The following is an 18099-nucleotide window of genomic DNA, read 5'->3' as shown; positions in this document are numbered from 1 at the left end:
AGTTTATAGCTTCTCCAAAATGTTTACGCCGCCAGGCGCATCGCCAATTGTCACCTCATAATCGTCGAAAGAACGTGGCAGCTCCGACTCCGGTCTACGCTCAACTTGAACGAGCTTGAACAACTTGTGCGCCGGAGCGTTGCCAAGCTTCGATTCGTGCTCGAATACGATCAGTTTCTGCGCAGCCATCTTGCCTCTCGATGCGGATCGGTCATGATCGAACATATTCACTAGCGCCGACCATAGCAGTTCTAAATCTTCCTCACCGAAGTTCGTCTGATTCGCAAGCGGAGCCGAGATGAAGCCCTCCATCCGGTATAAGCCATAAGGTACAATGCTCTTGCGCCCCATCGTGCGCTCCTTCTCTGCATCCCTCTCATTCGTCACCGCCATGCGAGTAATCGTTACATCAACAGGCGAGATCGGGTCTACACTTTTGGAAAAACTGAATTGTACAGGACCGCGCACCTGCCCGCAATTCACTCCCGTAGTCATGACCGCACCGAATGCGCGTATGTCATAATATTTGTCACACATCCATCTAGCGAGAATTTGTTGATCATCCCGCTTTTTCGCCTCCATTTTCTCCGCCTTTTTCTCTTTTAACTCCATATCGGGATGATGCTGGAACGCTTCTTTGTTCAAATTATTCAAGACGGCAGCTTCCTTCACATAGATTTCATATGACGGCGCATTTTCCTGAGCTAGCTCAATATAATTGCGCACTTTGCGCTTCATGCATACATCTGTCACGAGACCGCAGCCTGTCTCCGGATCGATGCGCGGCAGATTGCCTGCATCAGGGTCACCGTTCGGATTCCCATTTTCTACATCAAATAATAGAACGAACTCATATCTTTTCGTTAATGGCGTTTTATTCATAGCGGATGTCCCCTTTATTAGGTTTATTGGTCTTTCTTGTTCGTATAGAAGCTTTCACGCTTATGGTAATAGCCGATAGCAAACATGCCTTGCTCTTCCAATGTCAATCTGCGGGGAAGCTTCTCTGGCAGAGCCGTCATTACTTTTTGTATCAGATCGTCATTGTATCTGCCCCATTGCTCGTCTTTGGACACATGATGCTGCGCCAGGTTCAACAATCTTGGAAACACGGTAGACGGAGATGCCGAAGCCGCCCCCCAGAAGCGGTCCCTTACAGTTGCATTCAATTGCTGGCCCAGTGCATTCGCCTGCGTTTTCTCCAGACAAGCAAACAATCTTCCCAGATGGTACGGTACGCTTTTAGATTCCACATTTTCGCCCATTGTCAACTCTCCCTCCAATTGATCGTCGCCTCTCAAGCGAGCGCTACGTTTTAAATATGCTTTCAGCATCGCTGCCCGCAATGCTCCGATCTTATAAATCCCCTTCTGCGGATTGTCCTTGTCCGCTCGTATCCGATTGATTAGCTGAACGAATACAGCACGGGAATAAGCTCCGCCAAGCATCACCGATCGGAACAATTGTCCTTCCATGTTCGGGGGAATGTTGCCCCACTCTCGGCCAACGGCCAGCTCCCGCAGTATCTCACGAATGGCGGGGCTACGGTTCAGACCTACGATGGACAAGTCTTCATAATGCTGCCATACTTTAGCTCCCAGCTCTTTCAGCGTCCCGGTATACCAGAAGCGGATGGCAACTCTCGCCGCATTCGGCGACAGGCCCAGCACATAGAACTTGGCATCTCCGTTCAAATCATCGAACGTATCTTGGAACCGCTGGCCTTTGCGTATCCCTTCAACAGCGCCCTTGACTCGTTCTCGAATACTATCAGCATCCGGATTTTCAATGTGGTTACCCCCTTGTTCACTACTTTCCTGCAATAGGCATGTCAGGAACTCCTGTTCTTCTTGCTGACCCGACTCCACCCAGAACACAACTGTCGTATCGTTAAAGCGCACACGATGCTTGGGATCTGCCAGCAATCTGTTCAGGACATAGCCGTATGCATCTGCCGCTTTTTTTGAAGTTGGGGCGTTATAAGATTGCTCCTTGCCGTACGAACAGAAAGAAGGAATATTGAATGAAACAATCGCTGCGCCAGAGGATTGAGCGCCTACTACATTTTTAATGTTTGGATGAAGCCTTGCAATCTGGCTGGCAGGTACAATTTCTCCCGTCATTAAACACATTTGCTCTTCCCCTGCCGCTCCGTTCTGCTCTTGTTGGCTGTAGCCCTCCCAAGCTGTCTGCAACATGCGGTCATCGTGCATATACCGCCCTGTCGGTGCATATCGCAACACGCAAAAACCGCCACCCAGCAATGAAGCTCGCACATCCTCCGACAGTATTCCGTCCAACTGTGCAGTTAGCTGCTCGGCATCCCATGCAATGAACTTATGGAGAGCTTGTACTTCAGGCGTATTCTCTTTCACTCTATCTAAAATCTTCTGCCACTCCGCTCGCATCTCTATTCGACATATTTCCCGCATTTCCAACGATTCCCCAAATAAGTACTCCGCTTTATCACAGAGAAAGTATGGAACGATTGTCTTCCCTGCTCGTTTCCGCTGCTCCGGCACAATGTAAGTTCGCTTCGCCGGCTTACCCTTTTCATTCACATAAGGAATAATACTGGAAACTTGTCCTTCTTCGTCCAAATGAACTTCAAAAGCGGCAGCAACAGCACTATACCCTTCACGCGGAATGCCATCGCTTTCTTCTTCCAGCAATTTCTCGTAATAGGCGTAGAGCGATTGAAGGATCAACGCATAGCCTCCCTTCTAGACGGAACCTCCACAATGCCGTTAATCATCTCCGCTCGGAAGAAATACGGCGTCACTTCCACAACTTCACCCTTGTCATTCAATTGATAGGTCTGATCCAGCAGCATATAACCAAGGTCCACCGTTCCTGAATGCACACTATTGGCAATATCTCCATCGTCCTCGATCAACTCGAATTGAACCGGAAACTCGCGTGTTCCGAAGTAAGGCCGATGAAAACATTGGCCTTGTCTTGCCCGACGAAGGAAGATATTATAATGCTTCTCCGGCGTATCTTCCTCTCCTTGCTTGTCGGTCATCTCAAAGTGGGCTTCTATAATATAAGCAACATCTTTAAGCACCAAAGATGCGCGTTGTTGGCGCTCTTCAGTTGCATAGATCTCCGTCTTTCTCTTCGATGCCTTCGACTCCACTTCGTTGCGCCGAATATTGTCAAATACGATGGGGTTCAGCACATGAATGCGATCGATCCGCCAGCTGATAGCCGGCTTCCAATGTACGGCTTCCAGAATCCCTCTGGCCACTGAGGGCGTCATGACATCATAGCTTACTCGCTCTACCCGCATCTCAGGTCTGGAGAACAAAGCATAATCTCCCCACACCTTCAGCTTGATCCCGTAACCCATGCGTACATCTCCTTCATTATTAGAAAATTAAAATGTCTTGTTCGACAGAAGCATCTGCTTGAAGCAATCCCGCTTCTGCGTTGTAATAGGAAGCGTCGGTCAAATATAATGCACCGCTTGCTTGCCGCAGCAAATCGGCTTGGAGCATGGCAGTCAACTCATGCTGGTACACTTGAACCGAATAAGGCTGCAAAGCACGAAGTTGCTTATTCGGGTACGGGCTGCCCTTCAACTCCTCGATCCACTCCACCGCCTTCTCATCGTAAGGCACAATAATTGCCCGCATGCTATCATCGTTAAACTGAACACGCTCCGCAATTTCCTGAAAGGGGATTTCCCCGTTCTTCCGCTTGTCCCACAACAAATCCAAAATACCCTCGGAGTCAATAAGCTTGTTATGCGAGCGGAAGCGTTGCTTGACTGCTATTGGAGTACCGTTCAATCCGTAAATTCGATCAAAGTAGTTATCCATTGCTTCTTGCGATAACGGATCTGCATGCACATAACGCATCACATTGCTCGCTTCCGTCGCAGTTTCTTTCATCCAACCTCGCGAGGGCATGCCATGCTGCTCGGGATAGAAGACCCGTACCTCGCCCTTATCGCGCTTCCCTTCCCGATTGCATCTGCCTGCCGCTTGTGCGATGGAATCCAACCCTGCCATCGCGCGCAGCACGATAGGAAAATCAATATCCACACCCGCTTCAATAAGCTGAGTGGATATTAATCGGCAGGGGAGTTGATCTATCAATCGTTCTTTGATCTCCTCCAACACCTCTTGACGATGTCTCGCGCACATGCGACCGCTAAGATGGTACAGACCTTCAGCAGCTTCCCCTTTCAACCGGTCATATAGTTCCTTGGCATGTCTGCGAGTATTGACTATACAGAGTAATTGTCTGTTGCTCAGTATCCAATCGACGACAGTCTCGTCGCCGATCGGCCTTGCTGGCGAGCCGTGCGAAGAAATTTCTACTCGCTTGAACGCATGGAACAACTCTTGAGGAGTAGGTCTATCCATCATTTCTGTAACCGCAGCTCCGAGTTGTTCCCAGGGAGGTTGCGTAGCCGTGCATAATACAGTCGTGCAGCCATACGATTCGACCAGTTCTTCCAATGCTCGCAAGCATGGCGCCATATAGCCTCTGGGCAAACTCTGCGCTTCATCGAGTACAACGACAGCATCGGCGATATGATGCAGCTTCCGGCACTTGCTTCTCTGATTGGCGAATAGGGACTCAAAAAACTGTACCGATGTCGTGACGATTATAGGCATATCCCAGTTCTCGGTACTCAGCTTTAATCGTCTAATCTCGTCATCGTCATAATTTTCCGAATATTCCTCGTGATTAAAATTAGAGTGATGCTCCAGCACAGCTTCGTCTCCCACTGCTTTCCGAAAATGTCGTGCTGTCTGATCAATAATGCTGGTAAATGGAATGACATAAATGACTCGGCGCTTGCCGTGCAAGCTGGCGTGCTTCAGTGCAAATGCAAGTGAAGAGAACGTCTTCCCGCCGCCTGTCGGCACAGAGAGCGAAAATAAACCGGGCGGTAATTCGGCTTGACGCAAACATGTTTGTTGAATGTTTTGGCGCTGCCTGTTGACGACTGAGTCGTCCGCATCGCTGAATGACTTCAAGTGTAGTTGCAGCCTTTCAAATAATTGTTGCATAGATGGAATTGATCTATTCTCCATCAGTAATCGATCACCATCATTGCAATAGTCCCTTGTATCTACGGAGTCGGCATCCACAAGACTAGAATAGATCATTCGACCCAGAAAGCTGTACTTCCATCCCAGATTATCTACACAAAGCAACCTAGGAGCGAAGCCTTGGGGAATTGTTCTTGGCATTTCTTTAATATGAAGCTCACCCCATGCCGCTGTAAATGATGGAATAGAGGGAGATTCTCTTGCGATACGATGCCAATATGTACCTTCTGCGTCCTTCGTGCCGTAATTTCTCAAGCCGCCATGATGTCCGGCAATAGCCATAGACACTAACTTTGCAAAAAAAGCATCGAGTCCCGTCGCACCCTTATATTTCGTTAACCATTCAGCGTGAAGAGCCCACCTTGCTCCTGCAGTAGAATGATCGACGCGACGCTTACTCCCGGCAAGACGCTGTTGGAACTCATCTGAATACTTTCCGAGATCATGCATCAGTCCAGCGATATATCCTAAGTGGCCTGCCCCGAAAACATTCGCATACTGTTCAGCCAAGCGTGCTACATTTTCCAAATGATGCAATAGCAATTGGGGCTGGCCTTCCTCCTTCGTATGCGCATAAAAAGACATATTTCACCCGCCTTCTATAAGGAAATGAGCTAGAAAATCAAACTTCGACAAAATCATACATCACCATATCATATTCTATAAAAGTTAATGTTTTCCTTTTAAATCACAGAAATTTCATGTACTTTTTTTAGGTCTACACACCTATATAAAAAGCCGCTCAATTCAGCAATCGTCACTGCTGAAGGGGCGGCTATGCTCCTGTGCTAGGAGCGACAATACCATGGTGCGTATTAAATCCGCGTTTTCCAGTTTCAACCCCTCCCGCGTAGGGAGCGACAAGCATCTTATCACCTCTGCACTCTGCATATTTTGTTTCAATCCACGCTCCCGCGTAGGGAGCGACTCCGGGCATTCAACAAAGCTCACAGATCAACTTTGTTTCAATCCACGCTCCCGCGTAGGGAGCGACGTCGATTTCAAACAAAAGGCAATTACCCGGATCGTTTCAATCCACGCTCTCGCGTAGGGAGCGACACAGCTTGCAGCTAATATGTGCAGCTGCCGGGCTGTTTCAATCCACGCTCCCGCGTAGGGAGCGACAAACTGAGAGAGGAAAGGGACAGACTGCTCGACAGTTTCAATCCACGCTCCCGCGTAGGGAGCGACTAGCCACAAACTGCTGACTATCGTCCCATATCTTGTTTCAATCCACGCTCCCGCGTAGGGAGCGACATATATCCCGTTATTCAAACATGCTTTTCGTTTGTTTCAATCCACGCTCCCGCGTAGGGAGCGACTTGCCGGGTTGCTCGATCACTTGGAAGCTGTTGAGTTTCAATCCACGCTCCCGCGTAGGGAGCGACACAATTTAGTGCCAAACAGACTGAGGAGCTCAAGGTTTCAATCCACGCTCCCGCGTAGGGAGCGACAAAGACCATGTAAAAGCGGCACAGTGCCGCCGAGTTTCAATCCACGCTCCCGCGTAGGGAGCGACAAGAGATAAAAATCGAAACGCTTATGGCATTCCTGTTTCAATCCACGCTCCCGCGTAGGGAGCGACCGATTAGCGCGCCGTCGGTTCCGTTAAAATACGGTTTCAATCCACGCTCCCGCGTAGGGAGCGACTAGTATTGCTGAAGACAAGCCCATGCTTTGATGTTTCAATCCACGCTCCCGCGTAGGGAGCGACTCATTACAAAGGGCATGTACTTCCGTTTAATGAGTTTCAATCCACGCTCCCGCGTAGGGAGCGACATGTCCAATCCATGGTTACGCAGAACTTCTGGGGTTTCAATCCACGCTCCCGCGTAGGGAGCGACAGCCTGGACGCCGATTATTAGGCGTGTCGTGCGGTTTCAATCCACGCTCCCGCGTAGGGAGCGACCTTCAGCAATGCAGCCTCCTCCGGATTGGTCATGTTTCAATCCACGCTCCCGCGTAGGGAGCGACGCACGATAGGATCTAATGACGACCTCCGATTGCAGTTTCAATCCACGCTCCCGCGTAGGGAGCGACGTTGATCAGTTTTGGGCGATTGAGTGTATTCCACCGTTTCAATCCACGCTTCCGCGTAGGGAGCGACACTGGGCTGAAACTTCGCTGCGTAAGGCTATCCGTTTCAATCCACGCTCCCGCGTAGGGAGCGACGCCTGAGACATCTCCCTCTTGTCCAGCCAGTAAGGTTTCAATCCACGCTCCCGCGTAGGGAGCGACATCAACGAGTCGGTATCATCATAAGCTTTTGAAGTTTCAATCCACGCTCCCGCGTAGGGAGCGACCTGCAACAGCTGGGTTGGCTGCCTTCCAATTTTGGTTTCAATCCACGCTCCCGCGTAGGGAGCGACATATACTTGATATATAAATAACAAGGAGTGATCGTTTCAATCCACGCTCCCGCGTAGGGAGCGACCAAGAGGGAGGGCAAGCCTTTTATACAAGAGGGGTGTTTCAATCCACGCTCCCGCGTAGGGAGCGACAACGGGTTATAATAAGGTATAAACATTGAGAGGGGTTTCAATCCACGCTCCCGCGTAGGGAGCGACTTGGAGCAAAGGATTGAAAAGTAGGTTTGAACTGGTTTCAATCCACGCTCCCGCGTAGGGAGCGACCTTCGTTGTCGTAATCGACATCCGGCAGCTCGAGTTTCAATCCACGCTCCCGCGTAGGGAGCGACCAACTATTCCGCCTGATCCGCCACCGCTATCTTTGTTTCAATCCACGCTCCCGCGTAGGGAGCGACTGCGATTCAAAGCCCCGATCGAAACGCCAGCAAAGTTTCAATCCACGCTCCCGCGTAGGGAGCGACTGGAGGGGTTGTTGCATTTCCAATAGCTTTGGTGTTTCAATCCACGCTCCCGCGTAGGGAGCGACAGACTACTCAAGTTAAATTAATTGATAGTGATGGTTTCAATCCACGCTCCCGCGTAGGGAGCGACTATCAAAGACGTACCCAAGACAAAACGTGATTATGTTTCAATCCACGCTCCCGCGTAGGGAGCGACCAGTATGATTGGACGGCGGCAACGTGGACGGATACGTTTCAATCCACGCTCCCGCGTAGGGAGCGACCTCCCCGTCTTTGCCCTACTAGGGGAGCGAGCGTGTTTCAATCCACGCTCCCGCGTAGGGAGCGACCGTAGTATTAATGTGTGCTAATCCAGTTACAAACGTTTCAATCCACGCTCCCGCGTAGGGAGCGACGCACTTCTCCTGTCGCGTTCTCACCAACAGACATGTTTCAATCCACGCTCCCGCGTAGGGAGCGACTATAACCAGTATATCAGATAATAAACTGTAGTAGTTTCAATCCACGCTCCCGCGTAGGGAGCGACCTCTTTTTTTATGCCAATGAAAGGACTGAGAGAATGTTTCAATCCACGCTCCCGCGTAGGGAGCGACACACGCCGGATTATGTCCAGAAGAGGTTGAACGGGTTTCAATCCACGCTCCCGCGTAGGGAGCGACATGTTGCAAAGCTGAGAGAGGCGCTGACTATCAACGTTTCAATCCACGCTCCCGCGTAGGGAGCGACATGAACCAAGCCATACGCTCCAGCGCCCATGCCTGTTTCAATCCACGCTCCCGCGTAGGGAGCGACGTTAAACGGCCCGAACCTCTGGATCTCATTACAGTTTCAATCCACGCTCCCGCGTAGGGAGCGACTCATCTTTTCCATTTGTTCTTCCGTAAATATTTTGTTTCAATCCACGCTCCCGCGTAGGGAGCGACATGTGTGTGGATCGTCCCATTTCGAGACATAAAGTTTCAATCCACGCTCCCGCGTAGGGAGCGACTTCTAGCTGTTCGCCAGTTGATGATAGCGGTCAGTTTCAATCCACGCTCCCGCGTAGGGAGCGACCCAAGTATTAATTGCAGATGCATGTTTGCCATGTTTCAATCCACGCTCCCGCGTAGGGAGCGACGCTCAGGAATTGCGTGCAGGTGGTCCATGTTGGTTTCAATCCACGCTCCCGCGTAGGGAGCGACATATGAGTGTGAGGCATTTCGTGTACGTGATTCGGTTTCAATCCACGCTCCCGCGTAGGGAGCGACCGAGGAGTAATGATAGTTGGTAGATTGGAGGACTGTTTCAATCCACGTTCCCGCGTAGGGAGCGACGAATGTACCGTTCAGGGGTTATAGCAAAGCTATCGTTTCAATCCACGCTCCCGCGTAGGGAGCGACTAATGATTTAAAATACAACCGCTTCGCGATTCGGTTTCAATCCACGCTCCCGCGTAGGGAGCGACCAGTCAGTGGCCGTTCGATACAGTAGTCATTGACGTTTCAATCCACGCTCCCGCGTAGGGAGCGACGATTGCACCCCGTCATAAACGTCATCTGCTGTGTTTCAATCCACGCTCCCGCGTAGGGAGCGACCTCAACCCCTTTCTCAGTTCAGCGGCCAGCACCTGTTTCAATCCACGCTCCCGCGTAGGGAGCGACGCGCAAGGGGTGTTCGCGGCGATCAAGAAGTACGCGTTTCAATCCACGCTCCCGCGTAGGGAGCGACGCGGCGGAACTTGACGCTAAGTTTGCGGCCGAGGTTTCAATCCACGCTCCCGCGTAGGGAGCGACTTATGAGCAACGACGTTACCGCCAGCATACACAGTTTCAATCCACGCTCCCGCGTAGGGAGCGACGAAAAGTTTCCGCTCGTGAGCGCATCACCCCATGTTTCAATCCACGCTCCCGCGTAGGGAGCGACAATTCCTTTTCTTTTCGCCGCGATTCCGTTTGTGTTTCAATCCACGCTCCCGCGTAGGGAGCGACCGGGATATTTTTGGTGAGTGCCGCCAGTTTGGTGTTTCAATCCACGCTCCCGCGTAGGGAGCGACTATCACTTCGCCCATGACGTAATGCGCGGAAAAAAGTCGTTTCAATCCACGCTCCCGCGTAGGGAGCGACTCCCAGATCAAACAATGCGGACAGCTCGGGAAGAGTTTCAATCCACGCTCCCGCGTAGGGAGCGACAACTCCCTCTGGATTTAAAGCTTTATCAAAAGTTGTTTCAATCCACGCTCCCGCGTAGGGAGCGACCATACCTGTAATCAAGCTGGCATAGATTGGCATGGTTTCAATCCACGCTCCCGCGTAGGGAGCGACCAAAAACATGCCATACTAGGAGGTGGATAAAATGTTTCAATCCACGCTCCCGCGTAGGGAGCGACTTACTCGACGGCAGCGCACCGCCAACGAATACGGTTTCAATCCACGCTCCCGCGTAGGGAGCGACGCTTCGCTAAACACCGTTCGGTCTAACGCTATCGGTTTCAATCCACGCTCCCGCGTAGGGAGCGACTCGCCCAATGTGGGAAGCTCGCGGCATATCCCAATGTTTCAATCCACGCTCCCGCGTAGGGAGCGACGTTACCGCCAGTCGTGCCCAGCATCGTGGGTAGTTTCAATCCACGCTCCCGCGTAGGGAGCGACGCGGTGAAATGGATTCGCCAGTATCTCCGCATCGGTTTCAATCCACGCTCCCGCGTAGGGAGCGACGAAATCATAGACGAAACGGCCGCGCGACATCTCCGTTTCAATCCACGCTCCCGCGTAGGGAGCGACCGCGACCGCGTAGCCAGCGTATTGATGGGCGGAGTTTCAATCCACGCTCCCGCGTAGGGAGCGACTGTACCCCATGGGAGGCTTGATGCGACTAGAGATTTTAAGCAAATTTGCGCGAACCCCTTCGCTTCGCGACAAAACGATCTGCCCAATTTCTTGCAATACAGCCGCAACCCCAGTCTTATCAAGGGATTGCGAACCTCCCCGGATTTTAATGTTCACTTCGGGTTCGCACCGGACTATAAATCTCATCTCAAACTAGCTTGTAGTTTGTGAATCCTTCTACTTCCCCCATTTTAACCACATTGGCAATAACCTCATTACACATTTTAACATACGCGATATGAGGAAAAAACACTGGATTATTAATAAACATCAATATTTGATTTAACTGAAAGGTTAAAAATAGAAGTGCAACTTTCTCATGACTCCAGCGCTCCAATGAGTGCTCCTCAGCCTCAATTTTCTGCTGTGTTACCACTTTGAGCGATAACCATCACTTATCTCCACACTTTTGCTGTTAAATGATAAATTTGAGCGATTGAAGACTGTTTCGGCTGCCAATTTTCTCTTGCGATATCGCAACTTTCACCCACCAAAAAATGTTAATGGACAATAGGCATATAGAGGAGCGGATTGGCATGAGGCTTTGGAGGAGTATTGGGATAGAATGGTGTGGAATGCGAAATGAAAACACCTGTCCATAGGGCTATTCCCTCTGCTGATCATCTTGTTGTTCATGACGGGCTGCACCATCTTCGAGCCTCGTGAAGAAAACATAAACAGTTGGAAGAATGCTATCGAATTGTCTGCCATGCCTGATTCGGTAAAGGCAACGGCAACGCCTGCATCACTACCGGCATCAACAACAGAACCGACGACGGAGCTTCTCGATCTGTGGAAGGAAGAGGCCGCAGGTAGAAGCCTTTGGAGCGGAAATACGCATAGATACGTCGATGGTTGCCGGCCAAAGGAAGTTGATTATGCTTCCGTTGTCGGAGAACAGCAAGGCCATTACACTAGAAGCTCCCGAATTCTCCGGCAATACGACCAATATAGATTGGTACGGCTGGACTGACTCAGACGTCTTGGTTCGCTATCTGACTTACAGCAATATCGATGGACCCATTCAGAGTTCTCCCTGTTCGATGGCGATACCGGACAGAAGAAGCATACAGGGCGCTTCATCGCCGCATCGGACAATGACAAGAAAGCCGGGCAATTCTTCAAGGCGCTTCTCGCCTCCGATACAAAAACGAAGACCACTCTCCGTTCGGCTTCGTCTGGACCCAGTTTAAGGGAGATAGCGATAAAATAATGCTGTCCACAGGTGAGCACTTTCCTATCACATAGAATTGGAAAAACAGAAAAAAGTGTGCGCTATCGCTCATTTTGCTCACATAGCCCTGTCAAGCGTGCCTCGTACCGCCAATAAGTAGGAGTTATCGCTCATTTTGTTCACATAGAATCGGAAAAATAGAAAAAAGTGTGCGCTATCGCTCATTTTGCTCACATAGCCCCGTCAAACGTACCTTGTGCCGACTAGACCTAAGTAGTAACGCGTCTTCACATAAAACTCTGCAAGCGTACAATCGCCTGTACGCGATCCATTACATCCAATTTGCCATAGAGATTGCTGATATAATTGCGAACAGTCCCCTCCGAGATATACAGGGTTGCTGCAATCTCCCGATTGCTGTACCCCTTCAATACGAGCTCGGCCAGCTCCTTCTCGCGATCGGTCAGCTGAACGCTTTGAACCCGGGTGGATGCAGAATAAGGGTTCAGCGTGGATATCTGCGATAGGCGAGTCGCCAGCTTGGCAGCTACCGCCGACGGTAGAATGAACTGACCGGATACGGTGTCGCGAATCGCTGCAATCATTTTATCCGCATCCATATCCTTCAACAGATAGCCGCTCGCGCCACTCGCCATGCCGTCTACGATATAGTTGTCATCAAGGAACGTGGACAAGATAAGAACGAACGTCTCCGGATGGCTCTTCTTGATCTCCTTCAATGCTGCAATGCCATCCATCTCCGGCATCTGAACGTCCAGGATCGCAAGCGTCGGATGAAGAGTAGCGACAAGCTCGCAAGCTTCCGCTCCGTTACGGGCAATGCCGACGACTTCGATATCGTCCTCCAGATCCAGAATGGTCTTTAATCCTTCTCTCGTCAGCATCTGATCGTCCGCTATGACTATAGTGATCATATGACACCTTCCCGCTTTTTTAGTTTTCATACGGCAATTGAATACGCAGCAAGCTCCCTTTATTCGGCTCGGAATCCATCTGAAGCGTTCCCTTCAACTGTTGTACGCGCTCCCTCATCATAGTAAGCCCGAATCCCATCTCAATACGACTCGTACCCTTGCCGTTGTCGGCGAGGCTGAACAGCACTCTTGATCCGTTATCTTCCAGACGAAAATAAAATTCATTGCTGTCCCCATGCCGAATGCCATTCGTTAACCCTTCCTGTAACGCGTGATAGACGACCTTCTTGTGCATAAAAGACAGATGCGGTACAGAGTCAATCGACGCATGCACGACTACCCCCGTATTTCGCTCCGTGTCATAAATAAGCTGCCGAAGCGACACTTCGATATCATAGTACTTGTCCTCCTTCAGCATATGGACGGAATTGCGAATTTCGCTTAAGCTGTGCCGAACAAGGTCTTGCGCTTCCTTCAGTCGCACGACCGCGCTGTCCATGTCCTTTTGCAGAAGCCGTCTACCCGCTTCAATCTGAAGAATTGTTGAGGTGAGAGTATGGCCGACAATATCATGAATCTCCTGCGCGATCCTTGTTCGCTCTGCGTAGACCGTCGTCTCGGCTAACGCTTCTGAGGTTGCACGCATGGATTTTTCCAGTGCGCTTGTTCGTTCCGCAACTTGATCCTCCAAGTTGCTCTTCAAATATTGAATGCCTGAATACAACTTGGCATTCGCTAAGGATATGGCACATTGTGAGCTGAGCAGCTTCAACACGTCCAGCCGCTCCTCCGTAAATACCCCTGACGACAAGTTGTTCTCCAGATAGAGCAGGCAGATCAGCTTGTTCTGGTTCGTAATTGGCAAGCAAAGCACGGATTTCAATTCTTTGTTCTTAATGTAGTCATTCCGCTGGAACAACCCGCTGGCAGCGGCATCGTTCAGAACTACTTCTTCTCTCGTTCTTGCGGTATAGTCGATAATCGCGACGGGAACCAGATCTTGCCCCTGTTCCAGCGGAGTCGAAGCAATATGCAGTTCTTCCGATGATCCACAAGCTTCGATCTTCCAACCTTCTTCGTCCTCGAACATAAGCGCGCCGTAATCCGCCCCCGCATTCTGCATCATGATCCGCATCAGCATGCGAAGCAGCTTGTCCATCTCCATCTCGCCGGACAAAGCCTGCGCGGACATGACAACAGAGAGATAATCGATACGCTCCAGATCGGTATCCGTCTCCCGCTTAAGATGCAACAAGTGCCTGTACATTACTTCCATACTTGCTGCCTTGGCAAGCGCTCCCCATCTCCGATAAGACTCATAGGCTTCATGGATATAGAGCTTGGCAAGCCGAACCTTCCCCCTGGCGATACAATGCTTGGCGAAGCACTCTGCCGCCGTACCGGCGTCATGAATGAGACCGTTGGCGACAGCCGTTTCCAATGCTTGCTCATATAATGACTCCGCCTGACGATCACGGCCTCTCAGGGACGCCGCCTCCGCCTTGGCCAGCAAGTATTTGTGCAAGCCATTTTGGGGAGAGTGGCGCGCCATTGTTTTCAGTCTTCTGAGACACCGGCGAATTTCTCGCCAGTCTCCTGCTTGTTCCCGCTTCGTCCGGGCGGAGTATCTTTCTCTTAGAACCAACACACGATAATAGTCGTGGCTGGATGAATCCGCAGACGGTTCAGAGCGCAGTTCAGCAAGCTGCATGCAACCTTCAAGCGCTACATAGGCTTGCTCATAATGACCGAAGAGATAACCGGTTATATATTGATAGATATACACGAATTCCTGGAGAAAATAATCATTGGTACCAGACACATCTTCAACAAACGATCTCTCCTGAATGTCAATTCCGATATACGGATCATGCTCAGCTTGATATCCTGTCAGCTCCTGAATCATACGAGCGAGAATAGCCGCTTGCTTCCCATGCAGAAGATTGTCGTTCCTTTGAAAATGAGGGGCGTACTCCAAAAGTCTGCGATAAATGTCTCTGAGCGGGTGGCTGAATTGAAAAAGCAGCGCACAGTTAAGCAACATGCTCTGATTGGCGTTCCAGAGATCGCCGGACTGCAGCGCCTTCTTGCTGGCCGTATCTGCGGAAACCGGCAAAAAATGGGGCTCATATCTTCTCCAGCTGTTATAGCACACCGAGAAGGAACTGACAGCCAAAGCATGCAGCCTCGCGTTCGACTTGGACACTTTGCAAGCAAGCGTTCCCCACTTATAAGCTGCTTCATGCTGATGAAACTTAAAGCTTAGCACCATGGCATATCCGGCGAATGCGACGGAAGCTTCTTCCGTCATTCCATCATCTATCGTCAGCTCCAGCATCATTAGAATAGAGGAGAACCATCCGTTCTTATCCAGCACGAAGCTGGCATGGCTCGCATAATCCAGAATAGACATCGCCGCTTGATGCCGTTCATCCGTCATGGGGGGATAAAATTCGAGCATCTCAACAGATGTGTTGCGAAGCTTCCATCGTATCCGCATCCATTGCCGCAGCAATTGCGACGAACCGGCATTCGAACGATAACGGAGGCCAAGATACCCTAAAGCCTTCTCGCTTAAAGCAAGCACTTCATGAAAGCGATCGCGATTCGTCTCCATCCGAATCAACATAAGACAAGCTTTCGCTTTATCATAATCTGTCGCGGCATGGCTCAAAATATGATGAAATAATTGCTGAGCTTCAGAAAAATGAGCGCTCAAAAATTCCGCTTCCGCTCGTTCCTTATAGGCTTGATAAGTTAACGAATAGCAGCTGTCCCATCCTTCCTCTTCCAACAACTTCGTAGCCTGACGAAAGTAATCAAGCGCGGCTTCGATATCCTCGGATTGCTTCGCCTCAAGACCCGCTTGCAGGTTCATTTCTGCCAGCTCTTGCCCTCTCCCTCGAAGCACAAGCGCTTGCGACGCTTGATTCCAATGACTTAATATGTCGCATATTGAGATATCCTCGCCAGCATTCATGCGCTGTACCATAAGCAGCCCAATCTCCATATGCAGCCGAGTCTTCTCCCGCTCGGATACCGACGCATATGCGGATTGCCGTATACGCTCATGCTGGAAAGCATAATTCATCGGTATGCCATGAATCGGCTGCAGCATCCGACGGCTTACAGCACTTTCCACGGCCGCTAATAGTTGATCTGTAGAGAGACCTGTCACGGCAGAGAGCGTATACAGATCAAATTGCTTGCCTAGACACGCCGCTTGACTAAGCACACCAACGGTATGAGCGGGTAGCTGCTTGAGCGAGTCCGACATGAATTCCGCCGCTTGGTGGGGCACATCCCGCTCCTGAATTCGCCGAACATCCCATTCCCAGATTCTGCTTCGTTCATTGAAGGTCACGAGCTTGTGAACCCATAAGTCCTGCAGAAATTGCTGCAAATATAGAGGGTTTCCTTCAGTTTTCCGCAACAAAACACTAATTAACTCGCTGTCCCCTTCAATCTCCCCTTGCATAACGGGCTTCAGCAGCATTCTCAAAGTCGCTTGATCAAAAGCGGCGAGATGAATGTGCTGGATGGGCATCCCCGTGTCCGGGAGCTGTCCCATCATCTCTTGGAGCGGATGCCTCAGAAGCAGCTCTTGATCCCGATAGGCGCCCACGACAAGCAGATGCTTCGCAGCCTCATCCGCCAGCCAATGACTTAGATAATGAATAGAGGCTTCATCCGCCCATTGCAAATCATCCATGAAGAGAACGAATGGCCGCTCCTGTCCTAGAAATAAGCGAAAGAATGCATCCATGACAAGCTGGAACCGGATTCGAGCTTCCTCTGGAGGCAGAACTTCCACTTCCGGCTGTTCTCCAATTAACAAGGCCATGCGAGGAACAGAATCGATTAGCAGTTGCCCGAAGTCCTGTACCGCATCCAATATTCGCAATTTCCATATTTCCGCTTGCAATGGGTTCACCGTCAGCAACCGAGCCACCAATTGCTCTATCACTTGCAGCCAAATCTCGTACGGACGCGCGGTTGTCGAAGAAGCGGATTGGGCGACAATGAACACCCCCTCCGCAGGCACTGCTCCACGAAGGGTCTCCCGCACAAGGGCTGTCTTGCCGATCCCCGCCTTTCCGCTGATCCAGATCATCTCATGCGCGCCTTCGGATGCCCGCTGCAGCGCTTGCAGCAACACTTGCTGCTCGGCACGTCTTCCTATGAGTCCTTCGGACACAATCCATCTCTCCGATATATCGTGAGTGGCGAGAGGAAATGGCCGGATAGTCCCGGTTACCCTAAGCTGAACCAGACACTCTTCCAAGTCCGATTTCATGCCGTACGCGCTTGCGTACCTCTCATCAGGCATCTTCTCCATACATTTCAAGACAATATCCGAGACCATACTGGGGATGGATTTATTGCGATGCGAGACCGGCTCTGGAGTAGAGGCTAAATGCTTGTGTATCAGATCCATAGCATGCTGCGCTGAGAATGGCACGCTCCCGGCAAACCATTCATAGAGAATCGTGCCTAAAGCATAAAAGTCCGTTCGGTAGTCCGTCATCCTCCCTGTTCTTCTCGTCTGTTCCGGGGACAAGTAGGGCAGATGGGAATCCAGGCGGCTGGCTGAATGCGATGGTAGAGGTTGCCCTTCCGCTCTGCACGAACGGACATCGAGCACCTTGACATCGGTAAGACTTTCATTCACCAGTAAATAGAAAGGGACGATTTCATGCACGGTAACATGTTCTTGATGGAGCTGCTGAAGACAACCCGCCATGGCAATCGCGGTCTCAAGAAGCTCCTGCAGCTTGAGGGAAGACCGTCGCGTCCGCATCACTTGGTCCAACGTCGTCCCGCCCGGGTCCTGCAGGAACAGATAGGGACGATCCCCCGACACTTCCAGTCGATCGGGGAGGAGAGTTCCCTTCCCGTTCAATTCCCGAAGCCGTTCATATTCATATTCGAAGGAAGCGGTCTTATCGGAGCCGGCATAGGATTCGCTGATCGTTTTCACAATGAAGCTCTGACCATCTGCTATGCGCACTACACGATATAGACTGATTTCCTCATTGCTCCCGAGCGTTTCCACCACCCGGACCCCCGATAATGCCAACATCATTCTCACCACACTTGCACCTGAATTTGTCGATTTTATTGATCATCATATCAAAATACTAAATTCATTCATACACAACATTTCCATATTAGGTTAAAATAATAGAAGATTTTTCTTACATCCAAGAATTCAATGGGAAGATAT

7 protein-coding genes and 1 CRISPR repeat array are annotated in these 18099 nt (G+C 50.6%); of the genes, 1 reads left to right on the top strand and 6 read right to left on the bottom strand.

All coding sequences use genetic code 11. From position 1 onward, the window contains the following. Positions 1-3: 3 nt before the first annotated feature. The 4 genes from cas7c to cas3 are packed head-to-tail and all read right to left on the bottom strand — an operon-like array spanning position 4 to position 5654. Entirely contained in the window at positions 4-882 is an 879-nt protein-coding gene (gene cas7c / locus ACFQ2I_RS11710) for a type I-C CRISPR-associated protein Cas7/Csd2 (RefSeq protein ID WP_377564391.1), read from the bottom strand. A 23-nt stretch (positions 883-905) separates the two neighbouring features. Next, positions 906-2708 carry a type I-C CRISPR-associated protein Cas8c/Csd1 gene (gene cas8c, locus ACFQ2I_RS11705; protein WP_377564390.1) on the bottom strand — a complete coding sequence of 601 codons (1803 nt, stop codon included), beginning with the start codon at positions 2706-2708 and terminating at the stop codon, positions 906-908. After that, the gene (gene cas5c, locus ACFQ2I_RS11700) at positions 2705-3352 is read right to left on the bottom strand and encodes a type I-C CRISPR-associated protein Cas5c (protein WP_377564389.1); all 648 of its coding nucleotides are present in this window, start codon (positions 3350-3352) and stop codon (positions 2705-2707) included. The genes cas8c and cas5c overlap by 4 nt, the downstream gene beginning before the upstream one ends. Before the next feature lie 19 nt (positions 3353-3371). After that, positions 3372-5654 (bottom strand): CRISPR-associated helicase Cas3', encoded by a 2283-nt coding sequence (gene cas3 / locus ACFQ2I_RS11695; protein ID WP_377564388.1) that lies wholly within the window; start codon positions 5652-5654, stop codon positions 3372-3374. A gap of 311 nt (positions 5655-5965) precedes the next feature. After that, positions 5966-10723: a CRISPR direct-repeat array (repeat unit 32 nt; unit sequence GTTTCAATCCACGCTCCCGCGTAGGGAGCGAC). A 918-nt stretch (positions 10724-11641) separates the two neighbouring features. Between cas3 and ACFQ2I_RS11690 the strand changes: the two genes are divergently transcribed. Beyond that, a complete protein-coding gene (locus ACFQ2I_RS11690) occupies positions 11642-11956 on the top strand; it encodes a hypothetical protein (RefSeq protein WP_377564387.1) in 315 nt (104 codons plus the stop codon). 268 nt (positions 11957-12224) lie between these two features. On the opposite strand, the gene ACFQ2I_RS11685 is transcribed toward ACFQ2I_RS11690, so the two are convergent. Together ACFQ2I_RS11685 and ACFQ2I_RS11680 are read right to left on the bottom strand one after the other, a co-directional pair. Then, positions 12225-12872: a response regulator gene (locus tag ACFQ2I_RS11685; RefSeq protein ID WP_377564386.1), complete on the bottom strand. Its 648-nt coding sequence runs from the start codon at positions 12870-12872 to the stop codon at positions 12225-12227. A gap of 19 nt (positions 12873-12891) precedes the next feature. Then, complete coding sequence (locus ACFQ2I_RS11680; protein WP_377564492.1) at positions 12892-17958, bottom strand: AAA family ATPase; 5067 nt, start codon at positions 17956-17958, stop codon at positions 12892-12894. Positions 17959-18099 lie beyond the last annotated feature (141 nt).

Origin of the sequence: Paenibacillus chungangensis, from assembly GCF_042675905.1 — a bacterium.
In the GTDB taxonomy this organism is placed as follows: Bacteria; Bacillota; Bacilli; order Paenibacillales; family Paenibacillaceae; genus Pristimantibacillus; species Pristimantibacillus chungangensis.
This window is presented reverse-complemented; position numbering and strand designations above follow the sequence as displayed.